The following is a 13886-nucleotide window of genomic DNA, read 5'->3' as shown; positions in this document are numbered from 1 at the left end:
CGTTCCCGTCGGTGCCCGTCGCGCCCGCGCCTGCCTCCTCGCCGTGCCCGGCGAACTCGTGCCCGGCGAACTCGTGCCCGGTCGTGGCGTGGCCGACGCCGCTGTCCGCACCGCTCGGCGCCTCCGCCTGGAGGTTGAGCGTGCTCACCGCTGTCGGGTCCCGGCGCGATTTCGCCAGGCTCGCGATCGTCGTGACGGTGAGCACGGTGACGATGACTCCCAGCGACACCCAGTTGTTGATCTCCAGCCACGCCGGGGTGAGGTGGTACTCGTGCAGCGCGTGCAGGACCAGCTTCACCCCGATGAAACCGAGGATCACCGCGAGGCCGTAGGAGAGGTAGACCAGCTTGGTCACCAGCCCGCCGAGCAGGAAGTAGAGCTGCCGCAGCCCCATCAGCGCGAACGCGTTGGCGGTGAAGACCAGATACGCCTCCTGGGTGATGCCGAAGATCGCCGGGATCGAGTCCACGGCGAACAGCAGGTCCGCGCTCCCGATGGCCACGATCACCACGAACATCGGGGTCAGGTAGCGCCGACCGTCCCGTGTGACCACGCTGTGGTGCCCGACGTAGTCGTCGGTGACCCGGAAGTACCGCCGCACCCACCGGGTCACGGCGTTCTCGGTGTACTCCTCGTGCCCGCCCTTGTCGCGCACCATGCTGACCGCGGTCCAGAGGAGCACGGCACCGAACAGGAAGAAGATCCACACGAACTGGGCGATCAGCGCGGCGCCGACCGCGATGAACGCGCCCCGCATGACCAGCGCGAGCACGATGCCGATCAGCAGAACCCGGTGCTGGTGGATCGCGGGAACACGGAAGGACGCCATGATCACCATGAAGATGAACAGGTTGTCCACCGACAGCGAGTACTCGGTGATGTAACCGGTGAAGAACTCCACCCCGAAGTCGTGTCCACCGAGTATCCAGACACCGATGCCGAAGAGCACGGCGCAGGAGACGTAGAAGATCACCCACCGGGCCGCCTCACCGGTGGAGACCTGGTGTGGTTTGCGGTCGACGATCAGCAGGTCCGCCACGACGAGGGCGACGAGCGCGACGATCGTGACGGCCCAGAGCCACAAGGGCACGGTCATTCAGCCAACCTCCGGTTAGCGCGTAGCGGCCACTAGCCGGAGGTCTCTCCCACCTGCTCACCCGAGCGGCCGACGATGCCGGGTGCGCACCGACCGCGCGTCACCGTGTTGACGACACCACCGCGAAGGAATACTCCCCTCCACAACGACGCCTCATCCTCGTGCCTCGGGCGCCACCGGGGCCAGTGCGAGATCACCGATATCACCGTTCGCGCGGCGTAATCTCGATCACACGGAGACCACACACCGGTCGCGGGGCCGCCGAGAACTCTCAGGAAACGCCCAATAATGTGGAAACCGTGCCCCGCAACCTGCTTCCCCGTGGCCGCTCCGCCCGTCTGGCGACCCTGGCGCTCGTGGCCGCGGTCCTCGTCACGGGCGGGTTCGTCTGGCTCGGCGACGAGGAACCGCCGAGCCACACCACGCACGAGGCCACCATCGACACCGCCGCGGCACCGGGCTCCGAGGAGCGGGTGCGGCTCGACACCACCGTCTACGTTCCCGAGACGACGCCCGCACCCGCCGTGCTGCTCGCCCACGGGTTCGGTGCCGACAAGACCAGCGTGTCCGACGAGGCGGCCGAGCTCGCCGAGCGCGGTTTCCTCGTGCTGACGTGGTCGGCGCGCGGGTTCGGGGCGAGCAGCGGCCGCATCGGGCTCAACGACCCGGACCGCGAGGTCGCCGACGCCGCGCGGCTGATCGACTACCTCGCCGACCGGCCCGACGTGCGGCTCGACGGCGACGGCGACCCTCGGGTCGGCGTAACCGGCGCCTCCTACGGCGGGGCGCTGGCGCTGCTACTGGCGGGCACCGACGAGCGGGTCGACGCGATCGCCCCGCTGATCACCTACAACGACCTGGCGCAGGCCCTGCTCCCCAACGGCGCGGGCGACGGGCCGGTCGAGGCCGGCACCCCCGCCGCCAACGCGTCCTCCCCCGGCGGGGTGTTCAAGCAGGCCTGGGCGGGCACGCTGTTCTCGGCGGGGCAGGGTTCGGGCACCGGCGGCGGGTCCGAAGCCGAAGCCATCGAACCGGGCGACGATCCGGACGATTTCGACAGTCCGGGCGATCTGGGCGTTTCGGGCGCCCAGGAGGACCCTCCCGGCGCGCCCGACGCGCGGCCCGGACCGGATGCGGAGGGGGCCACGCGCGGAACGGGAGCCGAGCGGTGCGGCCGGTTCACCGAGCAGGTCTGCGCGGCCTACACCGACGTCGCCACCGACGGCGTGGCCACCGAGGAGACGCTCGCGCTGCTGCGCCGGGTATCCCCCGCGTCGGTCACCGACGACATCACGATCCCCACGCTGCTGGTGCAGGGCGAGAACGACACGCTGTTCGGCCTGTCCCAGGCCGACGCGAACGCACGGCAGATCACCGAGGCGGGCGGGGACGTGTCGATGATCTGGTACACCGGCGGGCACGACGGCGGTTCCCCCGGTTCACAGCTGCGGGGCACCATCGGCGACTTCCTGGAGTTCCACCTCGCAGGCACCGGCTCCGACCCGGTCCCCGGTTTCCGCTACGACGTGCAGGGGGCCCTCCAGGCCGACGGCGCGCCCTCGGTGCGCACGGTGCGCGCACCGATGTACCCGGGCCTGGGTGACGAGCCGGTGCGACGCCGCACGGTCGAGCTGTCCGGTCCCGAACAGTTCGCGCAGCGCCCGCCAGGGGCCACGCCCGCCGCCGTCAGCGGCATCCCCGGGCTGAACCGCGTGCTCACGACCTCCTCCCGGTTGTCCGGCCTCTTCGCACTCGACCCGCCGGGCCAGTCCGCGACGTTCACCTCCGCACCGCTCGACGAGCAACTGCTCGTCGCGGGCTCGCCGACGGTGCGGCTGCGGGTGGCCGCCGAGGGCGGGGTTCCAGAGGGCGGCGCGGTGTTGTTCGCCAAGCTCTACGACGTCAACCCGGACGGCACCCGGACCCTGCCGGGCAACGCCGTCATGCCCGTACGGGTGCCGTCGCTGCCCGCCGACGGCAGCCCGGTCGAGGTGACGGTGACCCTGCCGGGCATCGTCCGGCCGGTCGAGGCCGGGCACCGGCTTCAGCTCGTCGTGGGTACCACCGACCAGGCCCACGCCGTGCCCCGCGAACCCGCCGCCTTCCGCGTCGCGCTGGCCGGGGAGCCGGCGGTGGCCGCTCCGGTGGTCGACGGCACCACGCTCGACTCCGGCTTGCCGGTCGGGCAACTGCTCGGGATCGGCGGTGTGCTCGCCGCGGCCGCCGTCGCCGGCGGCGTCGCGGCGCTGCGCCGCAAGCGCTCGGACCGTGCCGATCCGGAGCTGACCGGAACGCCCTTGGTGATCGACGGGCTGACCAAGTCCTACCCCGGTGGGCTCACCGCCGTGCGCGACCTGTCGTTCCGGGTGGAACCCGGCCAGGTCCTCGGCCTGCTCGGCCCGAACGGGGCGGGCAAGACGACGACACTGCGCATGCTGATGGGACTGATCGCACCGACCGAGGGCGAGATCAGGGTTTTCGGTCACCGTGTGCGGCCGGGGGCTCCCGTGCTGTCCCGCATCGGCTCGTTCGTCGAGGGCTCGGGATTCCTGCCCCACCTCTCCGGCGCGGCGAACCTGCGGCTGTACTGGGAGGCGACGGGCCGGCCCGCCGACAAGGCCCACGTCGAGGAGGCCCTGGAGATCGCCGGGCTCGGCGACGCCGTGCACCGCAAGGTGCGCACCTACAGCCAGGGCATGCGGCAGCGTCTGGCCATCGCGCAGGCCATGCTCGGGCTGCCCGAGCTGCTCGTACTCGACGAGCCGACCAACGGGCTGGACCCGCCTCAGATCCATCAGATGCGTGAGGTGCTGCGCCGCTACGCCGACACAGGGCGCACGGTGGTGGTCTCCAGCCACCTGCTCGCCGAGGTCGAGCAGACCTGCACCCACGTGGTCGTCATGCACCGCGGCGGGCTGGTGGCCTCCGGGGCGGTCAGCGAGATCGTCTCCGAGGCCGGGGCCGCGACGTTCCGGGTCGACGACCCCGAGGCCGCCGCCGAGGCGCTGCGCGGTGTCGGCGGCGTGTCGGGCGTGGACACCGAGGGTGCACTGGTGCACGCCGACCTCGACGGGATGCCCCGGTCCGAGGCCGTCGCCGCGCTGGTCCGCGCCGGGGTGTCGGTGGAACAGGCGGGCCCGCGACGCAGGCTCGAGGACGCGTTCCTGCAACTGGTCGGAGAAGAGGAGCCCGGGCGATGAGCGGCACGGACCACGGCAGCGACGGCGAGGCCCCGCGCGCCCCCTCCGGAGCCCGGTCCGGCGTCGCCGACCACGGCGTGCACACCGACCCGGGGGCGCTGGACGAGCTGACCGACGCGGCCCGCGGCGAGGCGACCGAGGCCGGTCCCGACGGCGCGGTGGCGGGCTACCGGCAGGGGCGCACCCTGCGTCTGAGTGTCGAACTGCGCAGGCAGCTGCGCCGACGCCGGACCCAGTTCGTGCTCGCGCTCGTGGCGCTGTTGCCGATCCTGCTCGTTCTCGCGTTCGAGATCGGCGAGGCCGAGTCGAACCGGCGTTCCGGCGGCTTCATCGACCTCGCGACGGCGAGCGCGCCGAACTTCGTGGTCCTCACCCTGTTCGTGTCGGGCTCGTTCCTGCTGCCCATGATCGTGGCGCTGTACTTCGGCGACACCGTGGCCAGCGAGTCGTCGTGGTCGAGCATGAAGTACCTGCTCGCGATCCCGGTGCCCCGGCACCGGTTGCTGCGGCAGAAGGCGATCGCCTCCGCGCTGTTGTCGGCGCTGACGTTGGTGGTGCTGCCCGTGGTGGCGCTGCTGGTGGGCGTGGTGTGGTACGGCACGGGCGACGCGATCAGCCCCACCGGGGACGCCATCGCCTTCGCGCCGAGCCTGATCGCGATCGCGCTCGGCACCCTCTACATCCTGCTCCAACTCGCGTGGGTGGCGGGCCTGGGCCTGTTCCTGAGCGTGTCCACCGACGCTCCGCTGGGCGCGGTGGGCGGCACGGTGCTCGTGTCGATCCTGTCGCAGATTCTCGACCAGATCACCGCGCTGGGCGGGTTGCGCGAGTTCCTCCCGACACATTTCGCGTTCGCCTGGATGGACCTCATCGCCAGCGAGGTCGACTGGACGGAGATGGCGAGCGGCCTGCTGTCGGCGACGATCTACGCCACCGTGTTCGGCCTCCTCGCGGCGCGCCGATTCGCCACGAAGGACATCACGAGCTGACAAGCGAAGCGGGCTCGCCCTTCCCCGCGGCGGCACGGACCGGCCGCGGGGAAGGTGCCGTGCCCCGCGGTGGCCGACCGTCCTCCCGGCGCTCGTCCGCGGATGGCAGCGAGCCCGCGTGGGGGCGACAATTTCGGCAGAGGATTGTTTCGCCCACCTGCTCGCCGCCCCGTGTGCCCCGAGGGAGACCGCCATGCCGCGACCGGTCCATTTCGAGATCCACGCGAGCGATCCGGAACGCGCCATCACCTTCTACACCACGGTGTTCGACTGGTCCTTCGAGCGGTGGAGCGAAGCTCCGTACTGGCTCGTCACGACCGGCGACGGGCCGGGCATCGACGGTGGACTCGCCCAACGCGAGGGGCCGCCGCCCGAGCCCGATGCCAGTGCGAACGCCTTCCCGGTGACCATGGAGGTCACCGACCTCGACCTGGTCACGCGGGAGATCGAGCAGGCCGGTGGCGGAGTGGTCGCGCCGAAGCGGGCCATTCCTCACTTCGGGTGGATCGAGTACTGCCACGACACCGAGGGCAACCTTTTCGGCCTCCTGCAACCGGACCCGAGCGCCGAGTAGACCCGCGCGCACTCCCCCTGCGGCGCGTGAGCCCGCTCCCGGACGCGCGGGCTCACTCCACTCCCGCGGCGTCCATGCCGCGCAGCTCCTTCTTCAAGTCGCCGATCTCGTCACGCAGGCGGGCCGCCAGCTCGAACTGGAGGTCGCGCGCCGCCTGCATCATCTGGTCGGTCATCTGCTGAATGAGGTCGGCCAGCTCCGCGCGGGGCATCGTGCTCACGTCGCGGTCGGCCAGCACGCCGGAGCTGCGCACCGCATCGCCCTGCTCGGGCTTCTTGCCCCGCGAAGCGTTGCGTCCGGAACCGCCGACCTCGACCTCGGCCTCGGAGTCCTCGGCCTCGGTGTAGACCCGGTCGAGGATGTCGGCGATCTTCTTGCGCAGCGGCTGCGGGTCGAGACCGTGCTCGGTGTTGTACGCGATCTGCTTGGCGCGGCGACGGTTGGTCTCGTCGATGGCGTACCGCATCGAGTCGGTGACCGTGTCCGCGTACATGTGGACCTGCCCCGACACGTTCCGCGCGGCACGGCCGATCGTCTGGATCAGCGAGGTACCGCTGCGCAGGAAGCCCTCCTTGTCGGCGTCGAGGATCGCCACCAACGACACCTCCGGCAGGTCGAGCCCCTCCCGCAGGAGGTTGATCCCGACCAGCACGTCGAAATCGCCCGAGCGCAGCTGCCGCAGCAACTCGACGCGGCGCAACGTGTCGACCTCGGAGTGCAGGTAGCGGACCCGAATCCCGAGTTCGAGCAGGTAGTCGGTGAGGTCCTCGGCCATCTTCTTGGTGAGGGTGGTCACCAGCGCCCGCTCGTCCCGCTCGGCGCGCGTGCGGATCTCGTGCACCAGGTCGTCGATCTGGCCCTCGGTGGGCTTGACGATCACCTCGGGGTCGACCAGGCCGGTGGGCCGGATGACCTGCTCGACGAACTCGCCACCCGCCTGGCCCATCTCGTACGGGCCGGGAGTCGCCGACAGGTACACGGTCTGCCCGATGCGGTCGGAGAACTCCTCCCAGGTCAGCGGCCGGTTGTCGAGCGCGCTGGGCAGGCGGAATCCGTGTTCGACCAGCGTGCGCTTGCGCGAGGCATCGCCTTCGTACATGCCACCGACCTGGGGCACCGTCACGTGCGACTCGTCGATGACGAGCAGGAAGTCCTCGGGGAAGTAGTCGAGCAGGGTCGCCGGGGCCGACCCGGCCGAGCGGCCGTCGACGTGCCGCGAGTAGTTCTCGATACCCGAGCAGAAGCCGACCTGGCGCATCATCTCGATGTCGTAGGTGGTGCGCATCCGCAGCCGCTGGGCCTCGAGCAACCTGCCCTGGTTCTCCAGCTTCTCCAGCTGCTCGGACAGCTCCGCCTCGATCCCCTTGATCGCCTTCTCCATGCGCTCGGGCCCGGCGACGTAGTGGGTGGCGGGAAAGATCCGCACCTCCTCGACCTCGTTGACGACGTCGCCGGTCAGCGGGTGCAGGTAGTAGAGCCGGTCGATCTCGTCGCCGAAGAACTCGACGCGGATGGCGAGCTCCTCGTAGGCGGGGATGATCTCGACGGTGTCCCCCCGGACGCGGAACGTGCCACGAGCGAACGCCGTGTCGTTGCGGGCGTACTGGACGTCGACCAGCGCACGCAGGAACGTGTCCCGGTCGATCTCCTCGCCCACCGCGAGACGGGTGGAGCGGTCGAGGTACGACTGCGGGGTTCCCAGGCCGTAGATGCAGGACACGCTCGCCACCACGATGACGTCGCGCCGGGAAAGCAGGTTCATCGTGGCCGAGTGCCGCAGCCGCTCCACGTCGTCGTTGATCGACGAGTCCTTCTCGATGTAGGTGTCGGTCTGCGGGACGTAGGCCTCGGGCTGGTAGTAGTCGTAGTAGCTGACGAAGTACTCGACCGCGTTGTGCGGGAAGAACTCCCGCAGCTCGTTGGCCAGCTGCGCGGCCAACGTCTTGTTCGGCGCCATGACCAGGGTCGGCCGCTGCACCCGCTCGATCAGCCAGGCGGTCGTCGCCGACTTGCCGGTCCCCGTCGCGCCGAGCAGCACGACGTCGGTCTCCCCCTCGGCGAGCCTGCGGTCGAGCTCGTCGATGGCCTCGGGCTGGTCGCCCGCGGGCGCGTAGTCGCTGACCACGGTGAACCGGCCGTCGCTGCGCGGAATCTCGGAGACCGGCCGGAACTCGGAATGGGCCAGAACGGGATGTTCGGTCGCGAATGCCACGCTTTCCAGAGTAGGCGCTGACACCGACAGTCCGGCCCATGGCGGGCCGGGTCAGCTCGCCGCGTCGAGCGTCTCCGCCGGGACGCGGGTGAGCAGCACCGACAGGCACCGTTCGCAGGGCATCCCGCGCAACGACGGGAGCCACTCGGCCTCCCCGGGCCGCAGGCTGGCACCACAGAACGCGCTCAGCTCGCCCGACGCCGGTTCCACGGTGGGAAGCGGCACGACGTGGCTGACCCGCTTGCTCTCCCCTACCGTTCCGCGCCGTAAGCGCGCGACCGCGACGGCTTCCCCCGGTTCAGGCAGTGTGGACCCCATAGGGTGAGAATAATCGCCGAACTACGGCGACGCTTCGTGTCCAGCGACCAATGATCGGCCACACCGCTGGTCCGGTGGACCGAAACCCACGCCTTACCTCGGCTTTCCCGCTCGGCCGCCGGGACGCCTCGCCGCCTCGCCGGACCGGGTCACCGGGCCGTGGCGCCCCGCAGCACCGCCTCTCCCAGCCGGTGGCACAACCGTAGCGCCAGTTCGACGTCCAGCCGGTTGTCGGCGATCGGCCCGCCCAGCAACTCCTCGGCCTTGCGCACCCGGTACTGCACCGAGTTCTTGTGCATCGACAGCCGCGACGCGGCCGCGGTGTAGCTGCCCCCTGAGGCGAGGAAGACCCGCAACGTCTCCCGGAGGCGTTCCTGCTGCGGATCGTCGTCGGCGAGCGCGCCCAGGGTGTCGGCCACCCACGTTCGCGCGGCCTGGAGGTCGGCGCTCATCAACGCCACGGACCCGACCTCGCGAAAGCTCAGCAACCGCGCGCAGCGCTCCCCCGCCGCGCGCGACAACGCCTGCACCCGCAGGGCCTGCCGGTGCGTGCGGCGGAACCCGGACAGGCCGGAGGCCGGGTCGCCCAGGGCGATCCGCACCTCGGGGTCGGAGTCGAGCAGGGCGCGCTCGGCCTCGAGGCACCGCGCCGACGTCGCCTCCGCGACCGGGAGCCACACCCACGCGCACAGTTCGTCGTGCGGAACGAAAAGGGGGCGCTCCTCCCTGTCCCCGTATCCCGGCAGCCGGTGCGCCACACGTTCGAGCCCGGCCAACGGGTCCGGTGGATGGGCCTGCGCCGGGTACCACACGATCATGCCGACGTGGTGCCCCCGCAGGCGGTACCCGAGCGCCAGCTCGGAGGCGTCGACGTCCACGCTCTCGTCGTCGAGCACGGCGCGCACCCGTGCCGCGCGCACGGCGCTGCGGTTGAGCGACCAGCGGTTGCGCTCGTCCTCGTAGGCGGAGACGACCTGCTGGGTCACCCGGTCGATGAAGGCGAAGGCCGTGGCCAGGGCCGTGCGCATGGAGCCACCCAGGTCACCGGGATCGGCGATCTGCCGCGCGCCCTCGTCAAGGGCGTGATCCAGCACGGCGGTCTGTCCCAGATAGTAGGCCCGGACCAGGTGCACCACGGACGTGCCGCGCTGTGCGAGCCTGCGCGCGTACTCGATCGCCGACGCGGGAGCCTCGACCCGGTCCGGTGCGATGCCGTGCCGGAAGAGGCCGAGCGCGGTGTCGATGTTCTGGCGGACGCTCGAGGCGAGCAGGCTCACCATGTTCTCGTCGTCGTGGACCAGGTGCGGGAGTTCCCGCTCGTACAGGGCCACCAGCTCGGCGGTCAGCTCCTGCTCCCGGCCCGCCATGGCCGTCGCGACGTCCGCGAGCTTCTGCGTGATGTCGGCCTCACCCTGCACGCGGGCCACTCTAGGGCGTGACACTCGTTCCGGGGGTGTCAACCCGGCTCTCGCGCGTCAGGATGTGCCCATGGGCGTACACCCGCCGAAGCAGGAGCGCTTCGACCTCGCCACGAATACCAACATCGACCCGAAAGGGGTCGCCCGGCCGGTCGAGGAGTACCGACTGGAACCGTTCGGGCTCTACCTCGCCCGGCCCACTCCCGGCCGCCCCCAGTTCCACTACCTCGAATCCTGGCTGCTGCCGGAGCTGGGCCTGCGGATCACCGATTTCTGGTTCAACCCGGGCCACGAGCGCGACCAGGACCTCTACCTCGATGTGGTATCCATCGACGTCAACGGCGACGTGTGGCGCACGACGGACCTCTACCTGGATCTCGTGCTCCGCACGTCCCGGGACGTTCGGGTGATCGACAGTGACGAGCTGCTCGCGGCCACCGCCGAGGGATTGGTGTCCCGGCAGGAGGCCCGGCTGGCCCTGGACACCGCGTTCGCCACGGTGGACGCCCTCGCCGCCCACCACTACGACCTCGCGGCCTGGCTCGCCACCACGAACACCCACCTCACCTGGCGCCGCTAACCCCCGCGAGTCGCCCCTTCCCGCCCGCGAGTCGCCCCTTCCCGCCCGTGAGTCGCCGCGCTCGGCGGAGGTGTGGCCTCGTCGAACTCGCCGTGGACCCGCGTCCACCGGCCCACCTGGCCGTTCGAATCCGGGTGCCGTCGCACCGGGGTCGGCGCTCCGCGTCCGCGTCGCTCACGTGGTGAGCGCGAACACCTCAGCGTGTGGTGACCGACCACCCGGAACGGGCCGCCCACTCCTCCGCCCGGGTGAAGGCCGCGGTGATCCACGGTTGCTTACGGTCCGCGTAGGCCCGCACATCGGCGTCGTCGCGGTGGTCGTCGGCCAATCGCCGCTTGAGCTGGGTGTAGGCGACGACCTCCTCCGGAACCGCGCGCAGCCAGTCCCGGAACAGCACGGCCAACCGCCAGGCGGGCCCGTCCGCCGGGCGCACGTGGAGGTTCACCGGGCGACCGGGATCGGCACCCACGTGCACCCTCTTCTCCCAGGACGACTCGCCGTCGGTCGAGTGGTCGTACCACTCCCCCGGCACACGCACGAAACCCGCGTCGGACAGGGGCTCCGCCAGCGCATCGGCGTCGGCGAGCTCCGGGACGACGAGTTGCAGATCCAGCACGTCCTTGGCGGGCAGTCCCGGCACCGCCGTCGACCCGATGTGGTCGGTCCGCACCGCGCGCTCACCCGCGACGGCGCGGACCCGCGCCAGCGCCCGCTCGGCCTGCTCGGGCCATTCCGGGTCTGGTGTCACCAGGACGGGCGGCTGGGCCGGACGCGGGCGCCGCTGACGCACGGCGGCCTCGAACGGAACGAGGCGGTCGGCCCACACGGCGTCCACCCGGCGCAGGACCGCGTCGCGGTCGCCGCCGTTGTCGATCCACACGTCGGCCACCGCGCGGCGTTGCGCCGTGGTGGCCTGGGCCGCGATGCGAGCCCGCGCGTCCTCGGCGTTCATGCCGCGGGTCTCGGCCAACCGCTGGACGCGCACCTGCTCGTCGGCGTCCACGACCAACACGAGATGGTAGTTCGGAGCGAGCCCGTTCTCCACGAGCAGGGCAACGTCGTGCACGACGATCGCGTCGTCGGCGGCCCGACTCATCAACTCGGCGGTGCGCGCCGCGATGCGCGGGTGCAACACCGCGTTGAGCCGCTCCCGAGCGGCATCGTCGGCGAACGCCGTCGCGGCCAGGGCGGAACGGTCCAGCGCTCCCTCCGCCGTGAGGATGTGCTCACCGAACACGGAGACCAGTTCCGTCAGCCCATCGGTGCCCGGCTCGACGACCTCCCGCGCGATCCGGTCGGCATCGATCACCACAGCTCCGTGCTCGGCCAGGCGGGCTGCCACCGTCGACTTGCCCGCACCGATCCCGCCCGTCAGTCCCACTCGCAACATGGCGGCATTCAATCACGGAGCGGAGCGCGCACCGACGGGCAACTCGCGCATGGCAAAGGGGCAACTCGCGGACATGGGGAGGCAACTCGCGCACGCCGAAGGGGCAACTCGCGGACATGGGGAAGGCCCCCGGTCCGGCTGGACCGGGGGCCTTCCCCATGGGTGTTGCTCAGGCTCCGCCGGAGAGCTTCTCGCGCAGCGCGGCGAGCTGCTCGTCACTGGCCAGCGTGCCGCCCGAACGCTGCTCCTGCTCGGGCTGGGCCGAGCCGTAGCTCTGCTCGCCCCCGCCGCCGGTGGCGTTGTCGGCCACGGCGGCGGCGTTGGCCGCCTGGGCCTCGGCCACCTGGCGCATGTGCTGCTCGTAGCGGGCGTGCGCCTCGGCGTACTGGCGCTCCCACTCCTCACGCTGCTTGTCGTAGCCTTCCTGCCACTCCTGCGTGTCCGGGTCGAAGCCCTCGGGGTAGATGTAGTTGCCCTGGTCGTCGTACTCGGCGGCCATGCCGTACTGCGTCGGGTCGAAGTCGGCGTCCGGGGTGAAGCCCTCGTTCGCCTGCTTCAGCGACAGCGAGATGCGGCGCCGCTCCAGGTCGATGTCGATGACCTTGACCATGACCTCGCCGCCGACCTGCACGACCTGCTCCGGGATCTCCACGTGGCGCTCGGCCAGCTCGGAGATGTGCACCAGGCCCTCGATGCCCTCCTCGACGCGGACGAACGCACCGAACGGGACGAGCTTGGTGACCTTGCCCGGCACGATCTGGCCGATCGCGTGGGTCCGGGCGAACTGGCGCCAGGGGTCCTCCTGCGTGGCCTTCAGCGACAGGGACACGCGCTCGCGGTCCATCTCGACGCTGAGCACCTCGACGGTGACCTCCTGGCCGACCTCGACCACCTCGCTCGGGTGGTCGATGTGCTTCCAGGACAGCTCCGAGACGTGCACCAGTCCGTCGACACCGCCGAGGTCGACGAAGGCGCCGAAGTTGACGATGGACGAGACGACGCCCTTGCGGACCTGGCCCTTGGCGAGCGCGTTGAGGAACTCGCTGCGCACCTCGGACTGGGTCTGCTCCAGGTAGGCGCGGCGGGACAGGACCACGTTGTTGCGGTTCTTGTCCAGCTCGATGATCTTGGCTTCGAGTTCACGGCCGACGTAGGGCTGGAGGTCGCGCACGCGGCGCATCTCGACCAGCGAGGCGGGCAGGAAGCCGCGCAGCCCGATGTCGAGGATGAGACCGCCCTTGACGACCTCGATGACCGTGCCGCGGACCGGCTCGTCCCGCTCCTTGAGCTCCTCGATGGTGCCCCAGGCGCGCTCGTACTGGGCGCGCTTCTTCGACAGGATCAGCCGGCCTTCCTTGTCCTCCTTCTGCAGGACAAGGGCCTCCACCGCATCACCGACGGCGACAACCTCAGCCGGGTCGACATCGTGCTTGATGGACAGCTCGCGGGACGGGATGACACCCTCGGTCTTGTAGCCGATGTCGAGCAGCACTTCGTCGCGATCGACCTTGACGATGGTGCCTTCGACGATGTCGCCATCGTTGAAGTATTTGATTGTCTTGTCGATAGCAGCGAGGAAGTCCTCTTCCGTCCCGATGTCGTTGACGGCGACTTGCTTCGCCTGCGCGGAGGCACTCGGGGCGGTGGTGGTGTCGATGGTCATTAGGTGGGTTGCTCCGGTAGCGGCTAGGTCGTAGACGTACAGGTACGTTTCCGGTCTGAAATTGGCTCGTCTGAAGTTGCGTGGCGCGGTGTGGTAGGCGAGGCGACGGCTGTGCACTCTTCTCACGCGAGAACGGCCGCGAGCATCACCAGATGGTGCGCGACCCCGACCCGCCAGACGTGACGTCACGAGCACCGACGTCAGCCGACTCGAAGGCAGCGCGAACCCACTGCGCTGAGAGTTATCCTACGCGGCGACGACGGCACCGCACAATCAGGGTCCACCCGTGGTCGTCGGCCGCCGTCACGACCGTCACCGCCCGGCGAGAGGACGCACTCCGTGCCCCAGGCCAGCACGTCAGGACCCGCCCCCGAGGACGCCGCGAACGCGGGCGGAACCGGGCGGCACGCCCACGCCGAGGCGGTCCTCGGCACCGCCGGGGTGGC

At 70.7% G+C, this 13886-nt stretch carries 10 protein-coding genes; 4 read left to right on the top strand and 6 right to left on the bottom strand.

The features are described from left to right. A partial coding sequence (locus SACSA_RS22260) for a TerC family protein (RefSeq protein WP_019815389.1) occupies window positions 1–1096 on the bottom strand: 1096 nt, incomplete at its 3' end. Between the two features lie 299 nt (window positions 1097–1395). Here SACSA_RS22260 and SACSA_RS0109545 point away from each other — a divergent pair. The 3 genes from SACSA_RS0109545 (at window position 1396) to SACSA_RS0109535 (ending at window position 5859) form a co-directional block, all read left to right on the top strand. Next, on the top strand, window positions 1396–4296 hold the full coding sequence (locus SACSA_RS0109545; protein ID WP_028661724.1) for an alpha/beta fold hydrolase: 2901 nt from the start codon (window positions 1396–1398) through the stop codon (window positions 4294–4296). Further along, a complete protein-coding gene (locus tag SACSA_RS0109540) occupies window positions 4293–5285 on the top strand; it encodes an ABC transporter permease (RefSeq protein ID WP_019815385.1) in 993 nt (330 codons plus the stop codon). The genes SACSA_RS0109545 and SACSA_RS0109540 overlap by 4 nt, the downstream gene beginning before the upstream one ends. Window positions 5286–5478: 193 nt before the next feature. Further along, the gene (locus tag SACSA_RS0109535) at window positions 5479–5859 is read left to right on the top strand and encodes a VOC family protein (protein ID WP_019815383.1); all 381 of its coding nucleotides are present in this window, start codon (window positions 5479–5481) and stop codon (window positions 5857–5859) included. A 52-nt stretch (window positions 5860–5911) separates the two neighbouring features. On the opposite strand, the gene uvrB is transcribed toward SACSA_RS0109535, so the two are convergent. The 3 genes from uvrB to SACSA_RS0109520 form a co-directional block, all read right to left on the bottom strand. Then, entirely contained in the window at window positions 5912–8071 is a 2160-nt protein-coding gene (gene uvrB / locus SACSA_RS0109530; protein ID WP_019815381.1) for an excinuclease ABC subunit UvrB, read from the bottom strand. A gap of 51 nt (window positions 8072–8122) precedes the next feature. Further along, on the bottom strand, window positions 8123–8389 hold the full coding sequence (locus SACSA_RS0109525) for a hypothetical protein (protein WP_048876593.1): 267 nt from the start codon (window positions 8387–8389) through the stop codon (window positions 8123–8125). Between the two features lie 149 nt (window positions 8390–8538). Continuing rightward, complete coding sequence (locus tag SACSA_RS0109520; protein WP_157596758.1) at window positions 8539–9807, bottom strand: PucR family transcriptional regulator; 1269 nt, start codon at window positions 9805–9807, stop codon at window positions 8539–8541. Window positions 9808–9877: 70 nt separating this feature from the next. On the opposite strand from SACSA_RS0109520, the gene SACSA_RS0109515 reads away from it, so the two are divergent. Continuing rightward, the gene (locus SACSA_RS0109515) at window positions 9878–10387 is read left to right on the top strand and encodes a DUF402 domain-containing protein (protein ID WP_019815377.1); all 510 of its coding nucleotides are present in this window, start codon (window positions 9878–9880) and stop codon (window positions 10385–10387) included. Between the two features lie 196 nt (window positions 10388–10583). Here SACSA_RS0109515 and coaE read toward each other — a convergent pair whose 3' ends face one another. Next, window positions 10584–11777 carry a dephospho-CoA kinase gene (gene coaE / locus SACSA_RS0109510; protein ID WP_028661721.1) on the bottom strand — a complete coding sequence of 398 codons (1194 nt, stop codon included), beginning with the start codon at window positions 11775–11777 and terminating at the stop codon, window positions 10584–10586. A 169-nt stretch (window positions 11778–11946) separates the two neighbouring features. Next, window positions 11947–13440, bottom strand: coding sequence for a 30S ribosomal protein S1 (rpsA, locus tag SACSA_RS0109505; RefSeq protein WP_019815375.1), 1494 nt, complete (start codon window positions 13438–13440; stop codon window positions 11947–11949). Between the last annotated feature and the right edge of the window lie 446 nt (window positions 13441–13886).

It is taken from the genome of Saccharomonospora saliphila YIM 90502, from assembly GCF_000383795.1.
In the GTDB taxonomy this organism is placed as follows: domain Bacteria; phylum Actinomycetota; class Actinomycetes; order Mycobacteriales; family Pseudonocardiaceae; genus Saccharomonospora; species Saccharomonospora saliphila.
Note: the sequence above shows the minus strand (reverse complement) of the source record. Positions and strands in the feature narration are given on the sequence as shown.

What these genes read in the sequence shown, in the direction of transcription:
- SACSA_RS0109540 (WP_019815385.1), top strand. Translation starts at nt 4,293, where the DNA reads ATGAGCGGCACGGACCACGGCAGCGACGGCGAGGCCCCGCGCGCCCCC.
- SACSA_RS0109535 (WP_019815383.1), top strand. Translation starts at nt 5,479, where the DNA reads ATGCCGCGACCGGTCCATTTCGAGATCCACGCGAGCGATCCGGAACGC.
- SACSA_RS0109525 (WP_048876593.1), bottom strand. Translation starts at nt 8,389, where the DNA reads ATGGGGTCCACACTGCCTGAACCGGGGGAAGCCGTCGCGGTCGCGCGC.
- SACSA_RS0109515 (WP_019815377.1), top strand. Translation starts at nt 9,878, where the DNA reads ATGGGCGTACACCCGCCGAAGCAGGAGCGCTTCGACCTCGCCACGAAT.
- coaE (WP_028661721.1), bottom strand. Translation starts at nt 11,777, where the DNA reads ATGTTGCGAGTGGGACTGACGGGCGGGATCGGTGCGGGCAAGTCGACG.
- rpsA (WP_019815375.1), bottom strand. Translation starts at nt 13,440, where the DNA reads ATGACCATCGACACCACCACCGCCCCGAGTGCCTCCGCGCAGGCGAAG.